The organism is Pigmentiphaga daeguensis (assembly GCF_039523035.1).
In the GTDB taxonomy this organism is placed as follows: domain Bacteria; phylum Pseudomonadota; class Gammaproteobacteria; order Burkholderiales; family Burkholderiaceae_B; genus Pigmentiphaga; species Pigmentiphaga daeguensis.
On the sequence record NZ_BAAAEN010000018.1, the window covers coordinates 13,122 to 35,875 of the forward strand.

At 65.1% G+C, this 22,754-nt stretch carries 22 protein-coding genes; 13 read left to right on the forward strand and 9 right to left on the reverse strand.

Annotated features, from left to right (window positions below):
* Window positions 1-150: 150 nt before the first annotated feature.
* The 5 genes from ABD104_RS20365 (at window position 151) to ABD104_RS20385 (ending at window position 5,028) form a co-directional block, all read left to right on the forward strand.
* Window positions 151-999, forward strand: coding sequence for a DUF5131 family protein (locus tag ABD104_RS20365; protein ID WP_343928098.1), 849 nt, complete (start codon window positions 151-153; stop codon window positions 997-999).
* A 48-nt stretch (window positions 1,000-1,047) separates the two neighbouring features.
* Window positions 1,048-2,325 carry a three-Cys-motif partner protein TcmP gene (locus tag ABD104_RS20370; protein WP_343928099.1) on the forward strand — a complete coding sequence of 426 codons (1,278 nt, stop codon included), beginning with the start codon at window positions 1,048-1,050 and terminating at the stop codon, window positions 2,323-2,325.
* Entirely contained in the window at window positions 2,304-3,176 is an 873-nt protein-coding gene (locus ABD104_RS20375) for a three-Cys-motif partner protein TcmP (RefSeq protein WP_343928100.1), read from the forward strand. Before ABD104_RS20370 ends, ABD104_RS20375 begins: the two co-directional genes overlap by 22 nt.
* A gap of 75 nt (window positions 3,177-3,251) precedes the next feature.
* Window positions 3,252-3,902 carry a DUF2971 domain-containing protein gene (locus tag ABD104_RS20380; protein ID WP_343928101.1) on the forward strand — a complete coding sequence of 217 codons (651 nt, stop codon included), beginning with the start codon at window positions 3,252-3,254 and terminating at the stop codon, window positions 3,900-3,902.
* An 844-nt stretch (window positions 3,903-4,746) separates the two neighbouring features.
* Window positions 4,747-5,028: a peptidylprolyl isomerase gene (locus ABD104_RS20385; protein WP_130357494.1), complete on the forward strand. Its 282-nt coding sequence runs from the start codon at window positions 4,747-4,749 to the stop codon at window positions 5,026-5,028.
* A 30-nt stretch (window positions 5,029-5,058) separates the two neighbouring features.
* On the opposite strand, the gene ABD104_RS20390 is transcribed toward ABD104_RS20385, so the two are convergent.
* Genes ABD104_RS20390 through ABD104_RS20420 form a run of 7 tightly spaced genes read right to left on the reverse strand, consistent with a single transcriptional unit; the run spans window position 5,059 to window position 11,368 of the window.
* Window positions 5,059-5,907: a fumarylacetoacetate hydrolase family protein gene (locus tag ABD104_RS20390; protein WP_343928102.1), complete on the reverse strand. Its 849-nt coding sequence runs from the start codon at window positions 5,905-5,907 to the stop codon at window positions 5,059-5,061.
* 22 nt (window positions 5,908-5,929) lie between these two features.
* Window positions 5,930-6,907: a Bug family tripartite tricarboxylate transporter substrate binding protein gene (locus tag ABD104_RS20395; RefSeq protein ID WP_343928103.1), complete on the reverse strand. Its 978-nt coding sequence runs from the start codon at window positions 6,905-6,907 to the stop codon at window positions 5,930-5,932.
* Window positions 6,908-6,944: 37 nt separating this feature from the next.
* On the reverse strand, window positions 6,945-7,457 hold the full coding sequence (locus ABD104_RS20400; RefSeq protein WP_343928104.1) for an aromatic-ring-hydroxylating dioxygenase subunit beta: 513 nt from the start codon (window positions 7,455-7,457) through the stop codon (window positions 6,945-6,947).
* 18 nt (window positions 7,458-7,475) lie between these two features.
* Complete coding sequence (locus tag ABD104_RS20405; RefSeq protein ID WP_087837008.1) at window positions 7,476-8,756, reverse strand: aromatic ring-hydroxylating oxygenase subunit alpha; 1,281 nt, start codon at window positions 8,754-8,756, stop codon at window positions 7,476-7,478.
* A 29-nt stretch (window positions 8,757-8,785) separates the two neighbouring features.
* Entirely contained in the window at window positions 8,786-10,138 is a 1,353-nt protein-coding gene (locus ABD104_RS20410; protein WP_343928105.1) for a metal-dependent hydrolase family protein, read from the reverse strand.
* A complete protein-coding gene (locus ABD104_RS20415) occupies window positions 10,131-10,964 on the reverse strand; it encodes an alpha/beta fold hydrolase (protein ID WP_343928106.1) in 834 nt (277 codons plus the stop codon). The genes ABD104_RS20410 and ABD104_RS20415 overlap by 8 nt, the downstream gene beginning before the upstream one ends.
* Complete coding sequence (locus tag ABD104_RS20420) at window positions 10,961-11,368, reverse strand: RidA family protein (protein WP_130357488.1); 408 nt, start codon at window positions 11,366-11,368, stop codon at window positions 10,961-10,963. Before ABD104_RS20420 ends, ABD104_RS20415 begins: the two co-directional genes overlap by 4 nt.
* A gap of 168 nt (window positions 11,369-11,536) precedes the next feature.
* Between ABD104_RS20420 and ABD104_RS20425 the strand changes: the two genes are divergently transcribed.
* The 7 genes from ABD104_RS20425 to ABD104_RS20455 all read left to right on the forward strand — a co-directional run bounded on the left by ABD104_RS20425 (window position 11,537) and on the right by ABD104_RS20455 (window position 19,190).
* The gene (locus tag ABD104_RS20425) at window positions 11,537-12,484 is read left to right on the forward strand and encodes a LysR family transcriptional regulator (RefSeq protein ID WP_343928107.1); all 948 of its coding nucleotides are present in this window, start codon (window positions 11,537-11,539) and stop codon (window positions 12,482-12,484) included.
* Between the two features lie 94 nt (window positions 12,485-12,578).
* Window positions 12,579-13,604 (forward strand): tRNA preQ1(34) S-adenosylmethionine ribosyltransferase-isomerase QueA, encoded by a 1,026-nt coding sequence (gene queA / locus ABD104_RS20430; RefSeq protein WP_343928108.1) that lies wholly within the window; start codon window positions 12,579-12,581, stop codon window positions 13,602-13,604.
* Window positions 13,601-14,734 (forward strand): tRNA guanosine(34) transglycosylase Tgt, encoded by a 1,134-nt coding sequence (tgt, locus tag ABD104_RS20435; protein WP_087837033.1) that lies wholly within the window; start codon window positions 13,601-13,603, stop codon window positions 14,732-14,734. Before queA ends, tgt begins: the two co-directional genes overlap by 4 nt.
* Window positions 14,735-14,900: 166 nt before the next feature.
* On the forward strand, window positions 14,901-15,248 hold the full coding sequence (gene yajC, locus ABD104_RS20440) for a preprotein translocase subunit YajC (RefSeq protein WP_087837034.1): 348 nt from the start codon (window positions 14,901-14,903) through the stop codon (window positions 15,246-15,248).
* 146 nt (window positions 15,249-15,394) lie between these two features.
* Window positions 15,395-17,266, forward strand: coding sequence for a protein translocase subunit SecD (secD, locus tag ABD104_RS20445; protein ID WP_087837035.1), 1,872 nt, complete (start codon window positions 15,395-15,397; stop codon window positions 17,264-17,266).
* A gap of 5 nt (window positions 17,267-17,271) precedes the next feature.
* Window positions 17,272-18,204 (forward strand): protein translocase subunit SecF, encoded by a 933-nt coding sequence (gene secF / locus ABD104_RS20450; RefSeq protein WP_087837036.1) that lies wholly within the window; start codon window positions 17,272-17,274, stop codon window positions 18,202-18,204.
* A gap of 92 nt (window positions 18,205-18,296) precedes the next feature.
* Window positions 18,297-19,190, forward strand: a complete 894-nt coding sequence (locus tag ABD104_RS20455; RefSeq protein WP_343928109.1) for a LysR family transcriptional regulator — start codon at window positions 18,297-18,299, stop codon at window positions 19,188-19,190.
* Here the strand turns inward: ABD104_RS20455 and ABD104_RS20460 are convergent.
* Entirely contained in the window at window positions 19,187-20,158 is a 972-nt protein-coding gene (locus tag ABD104_RS20460) for a Bug family tripartite tricarboxylate transporter substrate binding protein (RefSeq protein WP_279816803.1), read from the reverse strand. The two genes, ABD104_RS20455 and ABD104_RS20460, sit on opposite strands and share 4 nt — an antisense overlap.
* A complete protein-coding gene (locus tag ABD104_RS20465; protein WP_343928110.1) occupies window positions 20,155-21,285 on the reverse strand; it encodes a 4-oxalomesaconate tautomerase in 1,131 nt (376 codons plus the stop codon). Before ABD104_RS20465 ends, ABD104_RS20460 begins: the two co-directional genes overlap by 4 nt.
* 124 nt (window positions 21,286-21,409) lie before the next feature.
* Here ABD104_RS20465 and ABD104_RS20470 point away from each other — a divergent pair, with 124 nt between their 5' ends.
* On the forward strand, window positions 21,410-22,735 hold the full coding sequence (locus ABD104_RS20470) for an amidase (protein ID WP_279816798.1): 1,326 nt from the start codon (window positions 21,410-21,412) through the stop codon (window positions 22,733-22,735).
* Window positions 22,736-22,754: the final 19 nt, after the last annotated feature.

Below are 22,754 nucleotides of genomic sequence, written 5' to 3' on the forward strand. Positions count from 1 at the left end.
CACATTTGAGGCGGTTCAAGACGCAAGAGTCTGCTAAGACTCAGATCTGATTGAATAATTTCGATGATGCTTGCCATTTAAGCAGGTGGCGGCGCTACAATACTGTATATAAATACAGTAACACTACTTGGATCTGCCGCGAAGGCACGCATGGGTAAAGACACAACGATCGAATGGACGCACCATACTTTCAACCCTTGGTGGGGTTGTGTAAGGGTGTCGGACGCATGCGACCATTGTTATGCCGAAACCTGGGCTAAACGTCTTGGTGAAAACGTATGGGGACCGAAAACGGAGCGCCGTTTTTTTGGCGATTCTCATTGGAAAGAGCCGCTGAAATGGGACCGCGAAGCAGCAGCTCAGGGCGTTCGCCGTCGCGTGTTTTGTGCCTCGATGGCTGATGTATTTGAGAACCGAAAGGATTTGATACCTCATCGAGCACGCTTGTTGGAGCTTATTAAAAACACCCCTCATCTGGACTGGCTGCTGCTAACGAAGAGAATCCACTTGGTTCGGAAGCAACTGCCCAAGGGCTATGAATTTCCTTCCAATGTATGGCTGGGAGCGACCGTTGAAAATCAGGCGGCTGTTGGTAAACGTCTGAAGTATCTGTTGGAATTCACAACGCCGTCCGTCCGGTTTCTGTCATGTGAGCCCTTGCTGGGCCCCATCGATCTGGGGGAATACCTCCTCCGCGGATCGAACGGCACACGAGTAGACTGGGTGATTGCGGGTGGTGAATCAGGCCCTGGGGCGCGTCCCATGGAGCCTGATTGGCCTGACGACCTGCGTAAACAGTGCAACGCAGCAAAAGTGGCATTTCACTTTAAGCAATGGGGACATTGGGCACCCTTTGAACAAGCTGGCGATGCCATAACAAAGAAAACGCCAATTCACATCGTGAGACGTGACGGTTCGGAAGTAAAATTGGTTGCGATAGGAAAAGGAAAAGCAGGCCGTTCGCTCGGGGGCAGGCTTTGGGATCAATTTCCAACATAAGCGCTAGCGCATAGCTTCGTTTTTCGTGCGTCGCTAAAGGCTCATTTTTTGGCTAAGAAGCACTACGACTGGAAAATCGGACCAGCCGAGATCGACGCACATAGCCTAACCAAACACGATGTGTTGGTTGGATACCTCTGCCGTTATTTCGAGCAGCGGACGCTGAACGCGCGTGGTCGAGAACGCTTTCGCATCACTCTTGTGGACGGGTTCTGCGGAGGCGGACTTTACACTGTCCGCGGCAGTCAGAGGGAGATTCTTGGGTCCCCACTTCGAATGCTAGGAGCAGTAGAAGAGGCACGGATCCTTGTGAATCAAGGCAGGACGAAACCTATTGATCTAGATGTCCAGTATGTTTTCGTCGACAAAGACCCAAGTGCTATTGCCCATCTAAAAAAGGTACTTTGCGAACGAGGCTATGGCGCGGAGATCGATAAATCCATCTATCTCATGTGCAGCGAGTTTACTCACGCCGCGCCCGCCGTAATGGCGCTTGTGCGGCGTCATACGCCCAGGGCACTGTGCGCACTGTTCTTTCTGGATCAATACGGGTACATCGACGTGCCCGCCTCATTGATAAGAAAAATATTTACCGAGCTTCCAAATAGCGAAGTCGTGTTGACCTTCCATGTGTCATCGTTTGCCACCTATACAAATGATGAGTTCGCTGACAAAATCGCCAGCACTCTTGACATCAACATCCGCTCTGCCTTAGGCGGAAAATCGATTGAAGAATTAAAAAATGATGATGGTGCGGATTGGCGGCGATTCATTCAAGCTGCCTTATACCAAGGACTCGTGAGTAATTGTGCGGCCGGGTTCTTCACACCCTTTTTCATTCGTGGTGAGGGTAGCGGACACGGTGAATATTGGTTAGTGCATCTTTCCCAACACCACCGCGCGCAGGACGTCATGAAGCAGGTGCACTGGTTGCATCAGAACCACTTCGTACACTACGGTGGCGCTGGGCTCGATATGTTAGCGGCTCATACGATGGGATTTCACCAAAAATTTACGGGTGGTTTTCGCTTCGATGACGTGGCATTGCACCAGTCCAACAACGCACTGCGTGAACAACTCGCACAAAATATCTTTACACGAACACAATCCGTCAGCATTGGATCCCTGTTTGCATCCACCTGTAATACCTCTCCCGCGACATCAAGCATGTACAACAATGCTTTAGCGGATCTGGTGGGTGAGAAAGACATCGTCATTGTCTCAGCCGATGGCAAGACCCGTCGAAGCGCCCGCTACATGCGGGATACCGATGTCATTAAAAAAAACCCTCAAGCCAACCTTCAGTGGCAATCAGCCTCCCTATAACGATGGCTTTTTCTCTTGCTTATGACGCAGATCCTCTTCCGCTTCTTTCCGTAGAATCAGGACGAACTGGCGAGGGTGTTGGGAGTTGGGTTCCGGACAGGAAGCACACGTTCCTGGCCAAGTACGTCGAAGGGACGCGTCAGGCGCGCAAGAAATTTTCTCGGCGGATCTATATCGATCTATTTTGTGGGCCTGGTCGTGTTCAGGTGAAGGGTGAGTCGATTACACGCCATGGCGGCGCGCTTATTGCCTGGCAGCACTCAAAGCTTGACGACGCAGCTTTTACTACGTGCATCGTAGGCGACTTAGACCCGTTAAGAGCTTCGGCTTGCGCCGAGCGGCTGCGTGCATTTGGAGCGCCTGTTCAGGCGCTGATTGGCTCCGCCGAAGCTACCGTGGACGAGGCACTGAAGATCGTACCTAAAGGAGCGCTCTGTTTGGTCTATTTAGATCCGTACAACCTTCAATTTCTAACGTTTGACGTTATCAAGAAACTGGCTAAACTCGAATTTGTGGACTTTGCCGTGCACTTCAGCACCATGGACCTTAGGCGAAATGTCTTGATGGAATATGACCCCGAGCGCGCTCGCTTTGACTTAGCCGCACCTGGCTGGCGAGATCACGTGAAGCCAGCAGATTTCGCTCGTGGAGACGCTGATGAGGTCTTTTTTGAGTATTGGTGCAACCTAATTACCAGCCTCGGATTTTCCATCAGCAAGCGCATGCCATTGGTCCGCGACGACAAGAATCGGCCGCTTTATCATCTCGTTTTTTTTAGTCGGCATGCTCTACCCAACCGTATTTGGGGAGACGTGGCACAAGGCCCGAATCGAGAGTTCGATTTTAGTTGAACAAAAGGTCTGTGCATCAGACAGTGCAGACTACAAACGCCCTATGGGCGAGCGTCCTACCAGTCGAGAAAAAAGTTGCGCGTCTATCACTTTGTGAACAGCGAATATGGGCTTCAAAATCTACGCTTCAGACGATTAAAGATCGCCACAATTAACGAGTTGAATGATCCTTTCGAGCTTCTCGGGATTGCGTCAAGGGATCCGGACGTCCGACGTTCCTATTTGGCCACCAAGGCTCAACTGGCCGAGACCAGCGGAATGTTGTGCTTTAGTGGTAATTGGCGAAATCCAGTTCAATGGAGTCATTACGCTGACCGTCATCGCGGTTTGTGTTTAGGTTTCGATGTAGCCGATGGCCTTTTCCCGGTGTCCTACGCGTCAAAGCGCCTTAAGCCAGACTTTCCGGCGATGCAGGCCGGTGGGGCTCTGGCGGAGGCCCACATGCGCCAGATGCTCACCACCAAATTTAGTCATTGGCGTTATGAGAACGAATATCGCCTTTTTGTACCTTTGAGAGAACCAGATAACAAGGGTCTGTTTTTTTTCGAGTTTTGCGAGAAGGTTGCATTAAGGGAGGTCGTTGTGGGGCATAACTCGACGATAACCAGAGCGGAGTTAATCGGCGCACTTGGCGACATAGCCCGGCACGTGAAATTCTGTAAGGCGCGATTGGCATTTCGAAGTTTCAGAATCGTCAGACAGGGACTCGCGAAGCTCTGGCTGTGATGGTTAGGTTCGGGTAGGCGCGAAAATGATCGAAGCCCAGCAAGAGGCGCCGCTGACACGGATGAAGACATGACGAGGATGCCGCCAATATTTTGCGGCCGTCGCGGTCAGTAAATTGGGCTTAATTGCAGGAAATTCTGGATATAAAAAAGGCCGTCCCTGCGTAAACAGAGACGGCCTTCGAAATTGGTGCCCGGGGCCGGAATCGAACCGGCACGCCTTGCGGCGGGGGATTTTCTTCCCACTTCGGCTTTCGCCGCCGACGTTCCAAGGAACAGCGTTCGTGGTCTGGAGCACGCCTTCACCATAGCATCGCGTATTACCGCCATGCTTTAGGTGCCCGCCGTCTGCTCTCTACACCTTCCGAGGAGCCTTTCGGCTCCAGGGCTTGGCTCGGTATTAGCTCGGACATAAGTCCAGGGCCTTCGCCGAGTTTGACGGGCTTCACCTCTGGGGTTTCCCCCGGAGGGCTCAAATTTGGTCTGAGTCCCCTGCGTCTACCAATTTCACCACCCGGGCAAAATTGTGAAGCAGTCCTACTGCACTACCTCGTACTACCTGCTAGGAACCAGTACGAACTGGCCTGGCTCCTATTTGGCTCCTAGAGCAAAAAACGAACTTTTTGCTCGGGCGCCGAAAAAACCTTCAAACCCTTGCCCTGTGCGGCTTAGCAGGCAGGTCGCTCATGCTGAAAATAGGTAGAAGTCCCTATTTTTGAGTCCCCTGCGTCTACCAATTTCACCACTCGGGCAGGTTCTTCCGGCGCGAAGGGCCGAAAGGAAGGGAGCCGCAAATTATACCCGTAATTTGCGGTACTCTGCTTCCTCTTATCAAGGAGCAAATCATGGCCCATGCCAGCGCCCGTCACATCCTGGTCTCCACCGAGGCCCAGTGCAACGAACTGAAAGCCGCCATCGAAGGCGGTGCCGATTTCGCGCAGGTCGCGCGCGAGCACTCTAGCTGCCCGTCGCGCGCCCAGGGCGGCGATCTGGGCACCTTCGGTCCCGGCCAGATGGTGCCGGAGTTCGACAAGGTGGTGTTCAGCGCCCCCGTCAACGTCGTCCAGGGCCCGGTCAAGACCCAGTTCGGCTATCACCTGGTGGAAGTGACCAGCCGCCAGGACTGACACGCAGCGGCCGCGCTGGGGGTTCGCCCCTCAGCCCGCCGCGACGACCCGCTGTGTCTGGGTTCCCAGCACGCCGCCGCCCAGCGTGACCACGTCACCCGCTTCCAGGTAGCGCGGCGGGCGGGCTCCCATCCCCACTCCGGCCGGGGTGCCGGTGATGATGACGTCGCCGGGTTCCAGCGTCATGACGCGGCTGCACTCGCTGACCAGCCTGGCGCAGGAAAAGATCATGTCGCCGGTATGTCCTGTCTGCCGGCGTTCGCCATTGAGTTCCAGCCACAGTTCCAGGTCCTGCGGGTCGGGCACTTCGTCCGCCGTGACCAGGTAGGGCCCCAGCGGGCCGAAGCTGTCGAAGCCCTTGCCCTTGCCCCACTGGCCGCCGCCGCGGTCGATCTGGTATTCGCGTTCGGACACGTCGTTGGCCAGGCAGTAGCCGGCCACGTGGCGCAAGGCGCCGGCCTCGTCGACGGCCCGCGCGCGGCTGCCGATGACGATACCCAGCTCCACCTCCCAGTCGACCCGGGTGCAGCCGGGCGGAATGACGATGTCGTCGTTCGGGCCCGAAACGCAACTGGTCCATTTGCAAAACAGCGTGGGTTCGGCCGGAATGGCCATGCCGGCCTCGGCCGCATGGCGCCCGTAGTTCAGCCCGACCGCGACGAACTTGCCGATACCGCGCCAGGGCGTGCCCAGCCGCGGCGCGCCGTCCACCACGGGCAGGCGCCGGGGGTCGAGCGCAGCCAGCGCTTGCAGGGCGGCCGGCGACAGGGTGTCGGGCCCGATGTCGGCCAGCAGGCCGGACAGGTCGCGGATCGCGCCGCCGGCGTCGAGCAGGCCGGGCCGCTCCAGGCCCGGCGGGCCGTATCTCAACAGCTTCAAGGAGACTCTCCGTATGGACGGTTCAGTTGGGGGTGATGTCGGCCAGCTTGACCGCCTTGCCGAACTTGTCCAGGTTGTTGCGGATGTTGACGGCATAGCCGTCGGGGCTGCTGCCGATGGCCGTGGCGCCCATGGCCTTCAGGCGAACGACGGTATCGGGCTGCTTGAGCGCCCGCGCCACCGCGGCCGAGAGCCGCTGCACCACGGTCTGCGGCGTGCCGGCCGGCACCACGATGCCCATCTCGGAACTGAAATCGTAGCCGGGCACGGTTTCGGACACGGCCGGGATGTCGGGCGTCATGGCCGGACGTTCGAGGGTGGTGACGGCGATGAATCGCGCCTTGCCTGTCCTGACGTATTGCTCCAGCGCCGGATAGGCGGCGATCACCAGGGAGGTCTCCCCCCCCATGAAGGCGGGCACCGACTGCCCCGACCCCTTGTACGGCACGTGCACGACGTTGATGCCAAGGCCGTGCAGCATCGATTCCATGGCGATGTGGTGGATGCTGCCTATGCCCGACGATCCGTAGGTCAATGCCCCCGGCCGGGCCTTGGCCAGGGCGACGAGCTCGGCCAGGTTGTGCACGTTCAGCGACGACTGCACGGCGATATAGAGCGGAATGGTCGCGGCCAGGGTCACGGGCGTGAAGTCCTTGTCGGCGGCATAGGGCAGCTTCGCGAACAGGTAGGGATTGATCGCGAGCTGCTGGATGTCGGAAAAGAACAGCACCTGGCCGTCCGGGGCGGCGCGGACCACGGTTTCGGCGGCACCGATGCCGCCCGCGCCGGGCCGGTTCTCGATCACGAACTGTTGCTTGAAGAACTCCGACAAGCCCGGCGCCAGCGAGCGCGCCAGCACGTCCGGCGCCCCGCCGGGCGCATACGGCACGATCATCCGCACGGGGCGGGTCGGGTAATCGTCGGCCTGCGCCGCGGGAGCCGCGGACGCCAGGACCGACATACAGGCCAGCAGGCGGCCGATGCGCAGCATGGATTTCATCGTGGACCTCCAGGGGGAAGAGCGCCGGTGCGCGTCCTCAGAACGGCTGGGTCAGTTGCGGAAAACTCTGGTCGCAGTTGGTGAGCCGGACGCACTTCTGGACGATTTTCAAATGCGTGCCGTCGAACCGCAGCGTGTGCAGATAACGTCCGCCGTACACGCGGCGGTCGGCGCCGGGCCGGTCCTCCAGCATGATGAACTTGCTGCGGACGCGGAAACGGTCGCCGTCGGCGGCTTCCAGACCGAAGTTCGACAGCACGCGCACCGTCGTGGAAGGCGGGTCCTGGCAATGGATCATCGGGTGCTTGAGCCGCGCCACACGCGTCTTCATGGTGTGCTTCTCGTCATAGTAGAGCGACACGTGGCTGATCCAGTCGGCCTGGTCCTGCGTGGCCGGCACCCAATACACGGCATCGTCGCTGTACAGGTCCAGCCACTCGTCGAAGCGGCGGTTGTCCAGCAGATCGGCCTCGTGTTCGACAAAGTCGCGCAGGGTGTCCAGGGACGGCGCGGCATGGCCCGCGGGGGTGAGTCTTGCAAGCGTGTTCATGGTGGCTCTCTGGTGGAATCAGGCGCTCATCAGGTCGCGCCAGGCATAGTGTTTGGCGCGCTGGCCGACTTCGCTCGAACGCGCGCCGAACAGCACGCCGTCGCCTTCGTCGACCTCGGCGCCCATGCCGCGCGCGACCAGTACCCAGTCGCTGCCTTGCGCCTTCAGCCCTTCCTGGCAGCGTTCGAAGGCCTCGAGGTCGTCGGTCTGGATGAACGACGACGCGGAGTGGGTCATGTTGACGTACTTGACCAGGTCGTCCGAAATCACGGCCGGCGCGCCCGCCAGCCGGACCGGCCAGATCTCGACCTCGGTCAGGTCCACCGCGATCGGCTTGACCACGCGCACCGAGGTCTGGGCGATCAGGATGTCCAGTGTCGGAAACAGCGTCAGGCTGTGCCGGCGGTTCTTCAGGATGTCGGCGGTGCGTTCCTCGCCGTAGCGCGCGACCATCAGGGCACGGTAGTCGTCCCAGACGCCACCGGCCTGCTCCTTGTCGAACAGCGACTGTTCCGAACTATGGCCATGCGGGAAACCGCGCACGCCCAGCTGCGACACCACCGCCTCGCCGTTGGGCGCGAAGAACAGCGCCGCTCCGCCCTGGTCGCCCGCACGCCGCTGGAACTGGCGACCGTCCGGACCGACGGTCGAGCCGTGGGCGGCCGCGGGGTGGTAGGTGTCAGCCATGTTGTCCATCTGCAGCTTCCAGTTGCCGCGGAAGTGGTAGCGATGGCAGCCGGCCGCGAACTCGACCCGCCCTTCGGGCGAGCGGTCGACCAGTTCGTCGATGCCCTTGCGCGCCTCGCCCAGGAAATCGAGCAGCGGCATCACGCCGGGATCGAGCGAAGCGAATACGAAGCCGCGATAGCTGTCGACACGCGGCAGCGGCTCCATGCCCGCGCGCGGCTCGCGCAGCGCTTCCTCGGGAAAGTCGGCGCGCATGGGCACGCCCGCCAGCTCGCCGTTGGGGCGGAACGCCCAGCCGTGGTACATGCAGGAAAATACGCGCGCGTTGCCGCGCGTGCGGGACAGCACCTTGGCGCCGCGATGGCCGCAGCGGTTGTACAGCACGTGTACCGAACCGCTCTCGTGGCGGCTCAGCACCACCGGCTGTCCGGCCAGCGTCGTGCAGTAATAGTCGCCCGGATTGGGCACCAGGCTGTCGTGGCCCACATAGACCCAGACCTTGCCGAACACTTTGGCCATCTCGGCCTCGAACACGGCCGGATCGGTGTAGTAGGCCCGGTGCACGCGATCCGCCTGGACCAGGCCGGCGAGTTGCTCTTTGCTGTACGTCATCGAGTTTCCTGCTGGAGAATGAATAAGGGTCAGCGCCGCAGGACGCCGTGGCCGGCTTCCTGGTCGTAGTGGAAAATGCCATTCAGGAACATCTTGTGCCGTTCGTAGTGCATGGGCCTGCGCGGCGCGGGCGGCGTGCGGTCCACCGGGCGCCCGGCCTTCAGGATGAGGTCGAAGCGCGACGGTTTCTGCAGCAGCCCGATGTCGGCCAGAGGATCGCCGTCGACCACGATCAAGTCGGCATAGCGTCCGGCCTCAAGCTTGCCGACCCGGTCGCCGAAGCGGCGGAACAAACGCGTGGCGCCCAGCGTGCCCGCATGCAGAGCCTGCCCGGGCGACAGGCCCAGGTCGTCCACGAATATCTGCATCTCGCGGGCGTGCCACTGGCCGTAGGGCACCGGCGACCAGCCGCTTTCCGACCCGGGCACCAGCGGGACGCCGGCACGGCTGGCGCGCCCCAGGTTGGTCAGCGCCGCGTCGACCTCGCGCTGGAACCCGGCATTGGCCGGATTGGCCGACCCGCCCGTGGCCTCGATCGCGTTGACCAGCAAGGGAAGGGTCGGCACGATCACGCAGCCGTTGCGCAAGCACAGGTCTATGCCTTCGTCATCGATGAAGGACGCATGGAAGATCACGTCGAAACCGGCGCGCGCGGCATCGGCCACGGCGTTGCGGGACCGCGCGTGCACCGTGCACATGCGGCCCAGCCGGTGGGCCTCATCGGCCACGATCCGGTATTCCTCATAGGTGAAGGCCGAGCCGTCGAGCGAATCGGGCGTGATGAAGGAGTCGTTCGATCCCGACACCTTGATGGCATCGACGCCGTCCTTGACCTGGTAGCGGATCTGTTCGACCAGTTCGTCACGGCTGCGGATCAGCACCCCCGCCTGCCCCGGCGGAAACTCCATCCAGTTGGGAAAGGAATCCTCCAGCCCCTGGTGGGAGGTCAGTTGCCGGCCCGACACCGCAAGGCGCGGCCCCTCGAACATGCCGCTGTCGATCGCGTCGCGCACCGACTGCGCGATGTTGAACGTGGTGGCGGCATCGAAGGCGCTCGTCACGCCCGCCTGCAGCACCTTCTTGGCATTCCACACCGCCTTCAGCGTCCGGAACTCCACCGGCGTGTACAGCGCCAGTTCCTCTTCCGAGCGCGCCTCGCCGAACGAGATGTGGATATGCCCGTCGACCAGGCCGGGCAGGATGCTGCGGCCGGGCAGGTCGACCACCTGGGCGCCGGCCTGCGCGTAGCGCGGCGGCAACGCCGCCGCCTCGCCCACCCACGCGATCTCCTCGCCCTGCGTCACGACCGCGCCATGCGCGATGGGGGCATCCAGCGTGCCATCGATCACCTTGCCCTTCAGGATGTAGGCGGGTTCACCCATGCTCGACCTCGGCGAAGAACGGCACGGCCAGCGCCAGGAACTTCTCCGGCCACTCGAAGGCGACCGAATGGCCGCAGCGGCTCAGCAGGTGCACGTCGGCCCGGGCGATGGATCGCGACATCGGCAATGTCAGGGCATCGGCGGGGAAACCGCGGTCGTCGCGGCCGTGCAGCATCAGCACCTCGCATCCGATGGCGGCCAGTTCATCCGCCGTCAGCGCCACGTCATCGATGAAGCGCTGCTTGTCGCCGGCGAACATCTGCTCGAAGCGCCGGCCGTGGTCGCCCTGGCGCAGGATGCGCTCGCGGCCGTCCAGATAGGCCTCGTCGATCAGCGCCGGATCGTGCACCAGCAGGCGCGAGGCCCGCTTCAGCTCCTCGCGGTCGCCGGGAAAGCTCCAGGCGGTTTCCGTGGCGGGATTGGCGGCGAACGACGCGCCCATGGTCGCCGTCGTCATCACGCGCGCCACACGCGGTTCGCAGGCCGCCAGACGCAGGGCCAGGGTGCCGGACAGGGAATGCCCGATCACGCCTATCCGCTCTCCCGGCATGCGCGCGATCATTTCGCGGCACTGGCGCAGCCACAGGGCATAGTCGAAATGCGGCCCGGCGGACTTGGCGCCCGACCGGCCGAAACCGATCAGGTCCATCGCATGCACGTGGTGCAGCTCGGCCAGCCGCGGCAGTACGCGCTGCCAGTTGCCGTGGCTGGACGCGCCGGCACCCGAGCCATGCAGCAATAGCAGCGGCAGGCCCGCGCCGCCTTCGGCGTAGTGGACGGGGATGCCGTCCAGCTCGAACCTGCCCTCGCGCAGACGCGAACTCATAGCGCCGCGACCGCCTGCACTTCGATCAGCAGATCCTCGCGCACCAGGCGATCGATCATCAGCAAGGTGTTGGTCGGATAGGCGCGGGTGCCGAACATGCCCGGAAAGGCACGCTCGCGGTAGGCGCCCAGCCTGGGAATGTCCTGCGAGTGCACCAGGTAGGTCGTGAACTGCAGCACGTTCTGCCAGGTGGCGCCCACTTCCTTCAGCGCGATGTCGATGTTGCGGAAGACCTGCACGCACTGGGCGTCGAAGTCGCCCGCGCCAACGGTGTTCCCGTGCTGGTCGGTCGCCACCTGCCCGGCGATGAAGACGAACTCCGAGGCCTTGACGCGGGCCACCTGGGAATACTGGGCAAGCGGGGTACCAAGGCCAGCGGGGTTGAGGATCTGGATATCGGGCATGGCGTGTCCTGGGTGGTTTTCAGATTAGACGCACTAACTTGATGCATCCGGAGTATCGTTCTGGTGCCGGATAGGCCCCTCTGCTTTACGGACTACTATAGGGAGCACCACCAGGGCTGTCACACGAATTATCTTCCCTCATTAAGTTAGAAAAACTAATCTAAAAAAATGAGCCATACGCTGCCCCCGCTGACCGCGCTCCGAGCCTTCGAATCGGCCGCCCGCCACCGCAGCCTGAAGAAGGCCGCCGAGGAACTGAATGTCACGCCGGCCGCTGTCAGCCACCAGATCCAGATCCTGGAGGACATGCTGGGCGTGCGCCTTTTCCGCCGCGTCCACCGCGGCATCGAGCTGACGGCCAGCGCCGAGATCTTCTTTCCCAAGCTGGAGGAAGGCTTCGACTGCCTGCGCCAGGCGGTGGGTCGGCTGCGCGACCATCGCGGCGCCGACGTGCTCGAGGTCGGCGCGCCGCCGTCCTTCATCTCCAACTGGCTGATGCCGCGCCTGCACCGCTTCGTGACCGCATGCCCCGACATCGACGTGCGCGTCTCCACCCGGGTGCGGCAGTTCTCGCGCCTGCCGCGCGGGCCGCGCGGAGACGTCGCCAGCGTGATGGGCTGGGTGGACGAGGTCGACGTGCTGGTCGTGTTCGGCAACGGCGGCTACCCGGGCATGCGGGTCGACCAGTTGATGCCGCTGACCATCACCCCGCTGTGCAGCCCCGCCCTGCTCGAAGGCGACAATCCCCTGCGCGAGCCCGACGACCTGCGCCGCCACGTGCTGCTCCACGACGATCGCGGCGTGCTGTACGAAGGGCCGTCGTTCTGGGACATGTGGCTGGAAAAAGCGGGCGTGACCGGCATCGACACCTCCCGTGGCCCCCACTTCTGGCACTCCATCCCCGCCATGGAAGCCGCCGTCGCCTGCAAGGGCGTGGTCGCCACCACCAAGGAACTGGCCCGCCTGGACCTGGCGACGGGACGCCTGGTGGCGCCCTTCCCGCTGGAGGTCCGGCTGGCGTCCAGCTACCACATCGTCAGCAACGAACCGGCCTCCAAGCGCGAGGTCGTCAGGCTGTTCCGGGACTGGCTCGGGAAGGAAGCGCGGACGGCCTGAGCCGGCGGCGGACGGCCAGGCGGGCGGCCGGGTAGGGGCCGATTCCAGGCTATGATGATAGGTTGCCGTGCGCTTTCCCAACCCTGTCTTACCCGTGCAAGATCTCACTCTCGACGATTTCGATTACGACCTCCCGCCCGAGCTGATCGCCCAGACCCCCGCCGCCGACCGCACCGCCAGCCGCCTCCTTCACCTGGACGCGCAAGGCGGACTGCACGACCGCCGGTTTGCCGATCTGCCCGGCCTGCTGCGCCCGAACGATCTGCTGGTCTTCAATGACACGCGGGTGATCAAGGCGCGCCTTTTCGGCGAAAAGAGCAGCGGCGGCAAGGTGGAAGTGCTGGTGGAACGCATCACCGAGCCCGACCGGGCGCTGGTGCACCTGCGCGCCAGCAAGTCGCCCAAGGCCGGCGCGACGATCCGCCTGGCGGGGGCCTTCGACGTGACCATGCTGGGCCGCGAGGGCGATCTGTTCGACCTGCGTTTCCCCGGTCCGGTGCTGGAGCTGCTGGCCGAGCACGGCCAGACGCCGCTGCCGCCCTACATCACGCACACGCCGGACACCGGCGACGACGCCCGCTACCAGACGGTGTACGCCCGGGAGCCGGGCGCGGTGGCCGCCCCCACGGCGGGGCTGCATTTCGACGATGCGCTGTTGGAGACCTTGCGCGCCCAGGGCGTGCGCACGGCTTTCGTGACGCTGCACGTGGGCGCCGGTACCTTCCTGCCGGTGCGGGTGGACAAGCTGTCCGAGCACGTGATGCACAGCGAACTCTATACACTGCCCCAGGCGACCGTGGACGCCATCGCGCAGGCCCGCGCCGCGGGCGGCCGGGTGGTCGCCGTGGGCACGACCAGCGTGCGGGCCCTGGAGTCGGCCGCCGCCACCCACTGGCCGCTGCGCGAGACGCGCGGCGACACGCGCCTGTTCATCACGCCCGGCTTCGAGTTCCGGGTGGTGGACGCGTTGATCACCAATTTCCACCTGCCCAAGTCGACGCTGATGATGCTGATCTCGGCGTTCGCGGGCATGGACCCCATCCGCCGCGCCTATGCCCATGCCGTGGCCCAGCGCTACCGCTTCTTCAGCTACGGCGACGCGATGTTTATAGAACGATGAACGGACTCAAATTCGAACTCCTGGCCACCGAGGGCCAGGCCCGCCGCGGGCGCGTGACGCTGAACCATGGCGTGGTCGAGACGCCCATCTTCATGCCGGTGGGCACCTATGGCACGGTCAAGGCCATGGCGCCCTACGAGCTGGACGAGGTCGGCGCGCAGATCGTGCTGGGCAACACCTTCCACCTCTGGCTGCGGCCGGGCACGCAGATCATCGATGCCCACGGGGGCCTGCACGGCTTCATGCAGTGGCACAAGCCCATCCTGACGGACTCGGGCGGCTTCCAGGTGTTCAGCCTGGAGGGCCTGCGCAAGATCACCGAGGAAGGGGTGCGCTTCGCCTCTCCCATCGACGGCGCGCGGCTGATGCTGACGCCCGAGGAATCGATGCGCATCCAGCGCAGCCTGAATTCGGACATCGCGATGGTGTTCGACGAGTGCACGCCCTACGCCATCGACGGCCGGCCGGCCACCGTGGACGAGGCGGCCACCTCGATGCGGATGTCGCTGCGCTGGGCGCGCCGCTCGCGCAATGAATTCGACGCGCTGGAGAACCCCAACGCGCTGTTCGGCATCGTCCAGGGCGGGATGTACGAGACCCTGCGCGACGAATCGCTGGCGGGCCTCAAGGACATCGGCTTCCATGGCTATGCCATCGGCGGCCTGTCGGTGGGCGAGCCCAAGGAAGACATGCTGCGCATCCTGGCCCACGTGGCGCCCCGGCTGCCGCAGGACGCCCCGCGCTACCTGATGGGCGTGGGAACGCCCGAGGACCTGGTGGACGGCGTGGCCGCCGGCGTGGACATGTTCGACTGCGTGATGCCCACGCGCAACGCCCGCAACGGCTGGCTGTTCACCCGCTACGGCGACGTCAAGATCCGCAACGCGCGCTATCGCGACGACACCCGTCCGCTGGATGAAACCTGCGGCTGCTATACGTGTCAGAACTTTTCCCGCTCGTACCTGCACCATTTGTTCAGGTCGAACGAGATTCTGGGGGCGCGGCTCAATACCATCCACAACCTCCACTATTACCTGCAGCTGATGCAGGAAATGCGCGATGCCATCGCCGGCGGCGTTTTCGCGTCCTGGCGGGCGGAATTCGCCGCCAACCGGGCCCGTGGCGTCTAGAATTCCACCTCCCGGCCCCGTCGTGGCCAACCAGGAGCTCGCGGCCACTGGTCAGCACGGCGGATCCGGCCGGGGTTATCCCTAGAAGAGGCCGGGTTCCGCCCTGGGCGAGCTGGGCTACAATTTTGAGTTATTTTCGACGCAAGTCATTGATTCTGGAGAAGAAATGCTGACATCCAACGCGCTCGCCAATGTCCTGGCGCAAGCTCCTGCGGCCGGAGGCGAAGGCGCCCTGATGGGGATGCTGCCCATCGTCCTGATGTTCGTGATCCTCTATTTCCTGATGATCCGGCCTCAGATGAAGCGCCAGAAGGAGCACAAGAACATGGTTGCCGCCCTGGCCAAGGGCGACGAAGTCGTCACCGCCGGCGGCATCCTGGGCAAGGTCGTCCAGGTCAACGACACCTACGTCTCGCTGGAAGTCTCGCGCGAAGGCGACAAGGCGGTGGAAGTCCTGGTCCAGAAGACCGCGGTCCAGACCGTCCTGCCCAAGGGCACCATCAAGGCTCTGTAAGCCGGGCGCTCGCGTCCATGCCGCTCGCGCGGCATCGATGCACTGCCGGGGGCTGGCGCCGGGCGCCGCCCCTTTTTCGCGTTCTGCGGCCTGGCCCGCTGCGGGCACCGGCGCCGATGCGCCAGCCTTCCGAGGTTTGATTACCGATGAATCGCTATCCTCTCTGGAAGTACATCATGATCGCCGTGGTGGTCGTGATCGGCTTCATCTACACCCTGCCGAACTTCTTCGGCGAGTCCCCCGCCGTCCAGGTCTCCAGCGCCAAGGCGACCGTCAAGGTCGACAACTCCATGATGGAGCGCGTGGACCAGACCCTGCAGGCCGCGGGCATCTCCAACACCGGCCTGTACTTCGAGCAGAACGGCCCCGTGGGCACGGTGCGGGTGCGCCTGAACACGCCGGACCAGCAGCTGCGCGCGCGCGACCTGCTCGAGAAGTCGCTGAATCCCGATTCGTCCGACCCGAGCTACGTGGTCGCGCTGAACCTGCTGTCGGCCTCGCCCGCCTGGCTGCGCGCACTGCACGCGCTGCCCATGTACCTGGGCCTGGACCTGCGCGGCGGCGTGCACTTCCTGCTGCAGGTGGACATGAAGGGCGCGCTGACCAAGCGCTACGACGCCATGACCGGCGACGTGCGCTCGCTGCTGCGTGACAAGAACATCCGCCACAACGGCATCGACCGCGTCGGCCAGAGCATCGAGATCAAGTTCCGCGACGCCGCCACCCGCGACGCCGCGCGCGACGTGCTGCGCAACGGCCTGCCCGACCTGCAGCTGACCGACCAGGACGCCGGCGGCGACTTCAAGCTGATCGGCGCCCTGACGCCGCAGGCCATCAAGACCGCGCAGGACAACGCGCTGCGCCAGAACATCACGACGCTGCACAACCGTATCAACGAACTGGGCGTGGCCGAGCCGGTCATCCAGCAGCAAGGCGCCGACCGCATCGTGGTCCAGTTGCCGGGCGTGCAGGACGTGGCCAAGGCCAAGGACATCCTGGGTCGCACCGCCACGCTGGAAGTGCGCATGGTGGACGACTCGCCGGAAGCCACCAGCGCGCTGGCCAGCGGCACCGTGCCCTTCGGGCTGGAACGCTACACCGACCGCGACGGCCGGCCGGTGCTGGTGCGCCGCCAGGTCGTGCTGACCGGCGAGAACCTGCAGGATGCCCAGGCCGGCTTCGACGGCCAGACCCAGCAGCCCGCCGTGCACCTGACGCTGGACGCCAAGGGTGCCCGCATCTTCCGCGACGTCACCCGCGACAACGTGGGCAAGCGCATGGCCATCCTGCTGTTCGAGAAGGGCAAGGGCGAGGTCGTGACCGCGCCCGTGATCCGCACCGAGATCAGCGGCGGCCGCGTGCAGATCTCCGGCAGCATGACCACGGTCGAGGCCAACGACACGGCCCTGCTGCTGCGCGCCGGCTCGCTGGCCGCGCCCATGGACATCATCGAGGAACGCACCATCGGCCCCAGCCTGGGCGCCGACAACATCCAGAAGGGCTTCCACTCGGTGGTCTACGGCTTCGCCGCGATCGCCATCTTCATCATCCTGTACTACGGGCTCTTCGGCGTGTTCTCGGTGATCGCGCTGGCGGTCAACCTGCTGCTGCTGATCGCGCTGCTGTCCATGCTGCAGGCCACGCTGACCCTGCCGGGCATCGCGGCCATCGCGCTCACGCTGGGCATGGCGATCGACGCCAACGTGCTCATCAACGAACGGATACGCGAGGAACTGCGTAACGGCGCCGCGCCGCAGCAGGCCATCCACCTCGGCTTCGAGCGGGCCTGGGGCACCATCCTGGACTCCAACGTCACCACGCTGATCGCGGCGGTGGCGCTGCTGGCCTTCGGTTCGGGCCCGGTACGGGGCTTCGCCATCGTCCATACCATCGGGATCCTGACCTCGATGTTCTCCGCCGTGGTCGGCGCCCGCGCGCTCGCCAACCTCTGGTACGGCCGCCGCAAGAAACTCGCCAAGCTGTCGATTGGCCAGGTCTGGAAACCCAAAGAGGTCTGAGCAACATGGAATTCTTCCGCATCCACAAGACCATCCCGTTCATGCGCCATGCGCTGGTGCTGAACCTCATCAGTCTGGTCACGTTCCTGGCGGCGGTGTTCTTCATCGCCACCAAGGGCTTCCACCTGTCCATCGAGTTCACCGGCGGCACGGTCATGGAAGTGGCCTACCCGCAGGCGGTGGAACTGGACAAGGTACGCGGCACCATCTCGCAGAAGGGCTACAACGACTTCCAGGTGCAGAACTTCGGCACCTCGCGCGACGTGATGATCCGGCTGCCCAACATCGAGGGCAAGACCTCGACCCAGCAGAGCAACGAGGTCATCGAGGCCCTGAAGGCCACCGACCCCGGCGTCGAGCTGCGCCGCGTGGAATACGTGGGCCCGCAGATCGGCAAGGAACTGGCCCACGACGGCCTGCTGGCGCTGCTGTTCGTGGTGGTCGGCATCATGATCTACCTGGCGTTCCGCTTCGAGTGGAAATTCGCCGTGGCGGGCGTGGTGGCCAACCTGCACGACGTGGTCATCATCCTGGGCTTCTTCGCCTTCTTCCAGTGGGAGTTCTCGCTGCCGGTGCTGGCGGCGGTGCTGGCGGTGCTGGGCTACTCGGTGAACGAGTCCGTGGTCATCATGGACCGGATCCGGGAGAACTTCCGCAAGCAGCGCAAGGCCTCGGTGCGGGACGTGATCGACAGCGCCATCACGGCCACCATCTCGCGCACGATCATCACCCACGGCTCGACGCAAATGATGGTGATCGCGATGCTGATCTTCGGCGGTCCGTCGCTGCACTATTTCGCGCTGGCACTGACCATCGGCATCTGGTTCGGCATCTACTCGTCCGTGTTCGTGGCGGCGGCCATCGCCATGTGGCTGGGCGTCAAGCGCGAGGACCTGGTCAAGCCGGCCAAGAAGGACACCGGCGAAGTCGTGGGCTGACGCCCGCATCGTTCCGGACGACGTCCCGAAGCGCCCGGCTCCGCCGGGCGTTTTTGTTTTCATCAGGCCATTCGACCCGACGGAGCACTTCCATGAATCCGCGATTCGATCTCCTGACCCTGCAGCTGCTGCGCAAGGTCGACGAAACCGGCAGCGTGGCGCGCGCGGCCGAGACCATCCACCTGACGGCATCGGCCGCCAGCAAGCGCATCCTGGAACTGGAATCCCAGTTGGGCATCGCCCTCCTGACCCGGCGGCCGGAAGGCGCGCGCCTGACCGCCGCCGGCCAGGCGGTGGCGCGGCGTACCGAACGGGTGCTGGAGGAATTGCAGGGGTTGCAGCAGGACCTGGCGGGGTTCACCGACGGCACCTCGGGCACGGTCAGGATCGCCTCCAACACCTCGGGCATGTGCGCGGGGCTGGCGGACCTGATGGCCCGTTTCGCGGTGGAATATCCCGGCATACGCATCTCGGTGCGGGAAGCCACGAGCGCGGCGGTGCTGGAGGCGGTGGCCAACGGGTCGGTGGACCTGGGCATCGCCCATGCCGGCGCCCAGGCGGGCCACCTGCAAAGTCTGCCGTATACGCGCACGCCGCTGGTCCTGGCGGTACCCGCCGGCCATGAACTGGCCGCACGAGACGCCGTCTTCTACGAGGAAACGCTGCGGTTCCCGCACATCGCGCGGGCGGCTGGCAGCGCGCTGGCGCAGTTCTCGGGCCAGGACGGCCAGGGCACGCGGTACCCGCCCGCCGTCTCCACCCAGGTGACCAGCTTCCCCGCGGTGTTCTCGCTGGTCAGCGCGGGCCTGGGCGTGGCCGTGGTGCCCGCCGCGCCCGCCGACTGGCACGTGCCGGCCAACATCCGGCAGGTGCCGCTGGCCGACGACTGGGCCAGCTTCGAACTGCGCCTGGTGGTGGACCCGGGCGTGGTCCCCACGCCCGCCGTGTCGCGCCTGCTGGGCGCCCTGCTGTCGCAGGCCGCCTAGTCCACGCTGACCGAAGCGTCGCGCACCACCTTGCCCCACTTGACCTTGTCAGAGGCGATCAGGGCCGAGAAGGCTTCCACGGTGTCGGACGCGGGCTCGTAGCCATTCTCGATCAGCTTCTGCCGCACGGCCGGCCTGGCCACGTAGGCCCGCATCGCCACGTTCCACTTGCGCACCACGTCGGCCGGCGTGGCCCGGGGCGCGGCGACGCCCCACCACTCGTCGGCCACGTAGCCGGGCAGCCCGGCCTCGGTCACCGTGGGAACATCGGGAAAGCTTGCGGCGCGCGCGGCGCCGGTGGTCGCCAGCAGCTTGACCCGGCCCGACTTGATGTAGGGCGTGGCCGGCCCCAGGATGGCGAACATCATGGAGATCTGGCCGCCCAGCAGGTCGTTCAGCGCCGGGCTGGTACCACGGTAGGGAACGTGGCGGATGTCGATCCCTGCCATGGACTTGAACAGCTCCCCGGGCAGGTGGCCCGCCGCGCCGTTGCCCGCCGACCCGAAGGTCAGCATGCCCGGCTTGCTCCTGGCCAGCGCGATCAGCTCGCCGATGGAGTTCACCCCCAGCGAAGGATGCACCAGCACGCCGAACACGGTCGAGGCCACGCGGCTGACCGGCGTGAACTGCTTCTCGGGATCGTAGGGCAGGGATTTGTACAGGCTGGGGTTGATGGCCGACACGCCCGCCGTCGTCATCAGCATGGTGTAGCCGTCGGGCTTGGCCGTGGCCACAGCGGCGGCACCGATGGCGCCGCCCGCGCCGGGGCGGTTCTCGACGACGACCGGCTGGTGCCATTGCTGATCCAGCTCGCGCGCGAGTTCGCGCGCCAGGATGTCGGTGCCGCCGCCAGCGGGAAATGGCACCACCAGCCGGATGGGTCCGGCCGGGTAGGCATCGGCCGCCTGCGCGGCGTGTGGCCCGGCGAACGCGAGGCAGGCGGTCAGGAGAACACGGAACGGTTTCATGCGAGCACTTCCCTTGCAGACTCGGCGGCGGACGCTTCCAGCGTCGCCTCCGGAAAATAGACGGTGCCGGCGTACAGGCGCCGGGCGGTGCGAAGCAGGCTGGCCGATCGGATCTCGATGCCGGCGGCGCCCTGGCTCGCGTCGATCCCCACGCGCAGCGTACCCGCGGGGTGCTCGATGGCGACCTCGCCCGCCTCGGCCCGATCGGCGATCCGCGCGGCGACGGACCCCGGCACCTGCACGGCCGCCGCCAGGCACACCGCGCCGGTCACGGCGAACGAGGTATGGCAGGTGTAGGGCATGAAGTACCGGGCATTGATCGTACCGCCCCCCACGGGCCGCGCCACGGTCACCAGCTTGGGCATCTCCAGCCGCGACACGTCGCCCAGCCCCATGGCTCGGCCGGCCGCGCAACGCACGCGCTCGACACGAGCCAGCAGATCGTCGCGGGCATTGATCTCGTCGGCAGTCTCGTAGCCCGTCATCCCCAGCTCGGCGGCCTCGACGATGGCCATGGGCACGGCCGCGTCCACGCAGCTGACGCGCACGCCTTCCAGGGTCTCGACGGCCTGGCCGGTGGGCAGCAGCTTGCCGGTCTTGGCGCCGGCCACGTCGCAGAAGCGCAGCCACACCGGCGCGGCGGTGCCAGCCACGCCGTCGATGGCCGCCTCGCCCGCATAGACGGCGCGGCCGGCCCGGGTTCGCACGGTGGCGACGATGCGCTTGCCCGTGTTGACATTGAAGATGGCCACGTCGGTGGAGGCCCCCGCGGCGGCCTTCACCAGGCCTTCGTCGATGGCGAACGGGCCGACCGCGGCCAGCATGTTGCCGCAGTTCACCGAATAATCGATGGTGTTCTTGTGGACGCAGATCTGGGCGAACAGATAGTCCACGTCCACGCCCGGCCGGGCGCTGCGCGAGATGATCGCGACCTTGTTGGTAAGCGAATCGATGCCGCCTATGCCGTCTATCCGCCTCGGCTCCAGGGCCCCCATCAGCCTGAGCAGCGCGGCGTCGCGCCGCGCGCCGGCCGGCGGCAGGTCCTCCGCCAGGAAAAACGGCCCTTTGGACGTACCGCCGCGCATCAGTACGCAGCGCAGCCCCAGTTGATCGGAAAATGTCTGCATGGCTTTCCTCCTTGCGGGGCAAGTCTGGGCCGTCCGGCCCGAGCGGGCAAACGACGAATCGGCGCGGGGGGCGCGAAAAAAATTCAGGTCTCTGCGGACACCGTCCCGCCGCATACTGGCGGCCATGCGACACCTGGACTATTCCCGACTATCGGCGGGCGAGATCGCCGCCCGCCTGCGTGACAACCTCCTGCTGCCGGCCGACGTCGCCCGCGGCGTGATCGAGCAGCACGCGCGGCTGGAACCGGCCCTGGAGGCCTGGAGCTGGTTCCAGCCGCGCGAGGTCGAGCGCGCCTACCGCGACGGCCCGGCGTTCACCGATCCGCGCCCGAGCCTGCTGGGCGTCCCCGTGGGCGTGAAGGACATCATCGACGTGGCGGGCATGCCGACCGGGCTCGGTCTGCCCGGCGCGGCCGCCCCCGCGTCCCGCCATGCGGCCTGCGTCGAGCTGCTGCGCGCGGCGGGCGCGGTACCGGTCGGCAAGACCGTCACCGCCGAGTTGGCCTTCTCGCATCCGGGTCCGACGCGCAATCCTCATGCGCCCGGCCACACGCCCGGCGGGTCGTCCAGCGGCTCGGCGGCCGCGGTCGCCGCTGGCATGGTGCCCCTGGCGCTGGGCACGCAGACGGGCGGCTCGGTCATACGACCGGCCGCCTACTGCGGCGTGGTTGGCATCAAGACCTCGCTGAACGCGGTCCCCACGGCCGGCGTCGCTCCGGTGGCCGGCAGCCTGGATTGCCTGGGCTGGTTCACACGTTCCGTGGCGGACGCCATCCTGGCCGCGAGCGTCCTGCTTCCCTGGCGGGACCTCGCACCCCTTGCTCCCGGGCACCGGCTGCGCATCTGGATGCTGGACGCCACGGAACTGGGGCCGCTGGCTCCTGAAGCGCGGCAGGCGCTGGACGATGCGTCCGCCGCGATGCGCGAGGCGGGCTGCGCCGTCGTCGAGGCGCCCCTGCCCGGCCTCCTGCCCGCGCTGGCCGAATGCCACCGCCGCATCATGCTGCACGAGCTGGCCCGCTCGCTGCTGCCCATCCTCAACGCGCGTCGCCACGAGTTGAGCGCCGTCATGCTGGCGGCGATCGAGGCGGGACAGGCCATCACGGCCAGTCACTACCAGGAGGCCCGGGACCGGGTGCGGAACGCGCGCGCCACGCTTGCCGCCCACATGCGGGACGTGGACCTCATCCTGACTCCCAGCGCGGCGGGCGCTGCACCGGCGGGCCTGCACCATACCGGCGAATCGACCTTCAACCGGATCTGGTCGGTGCTCGGCTGGCCCGCTATCCACCTGCCGACGGCCTGGTCCGCGCGCGGCCTGCCGGTGGGCGTGCAACTCGTGGGCAGCCCCGGGGAAGATGAGGCGCTGCTGCGGCGCGCCGAGGCCATCCACCCCGTGATAGACCGGCGCGGACCGGTACCGCGCGGCCAGGCACCGATGGCACAATAACCATTCTCCCGCTTCCTCG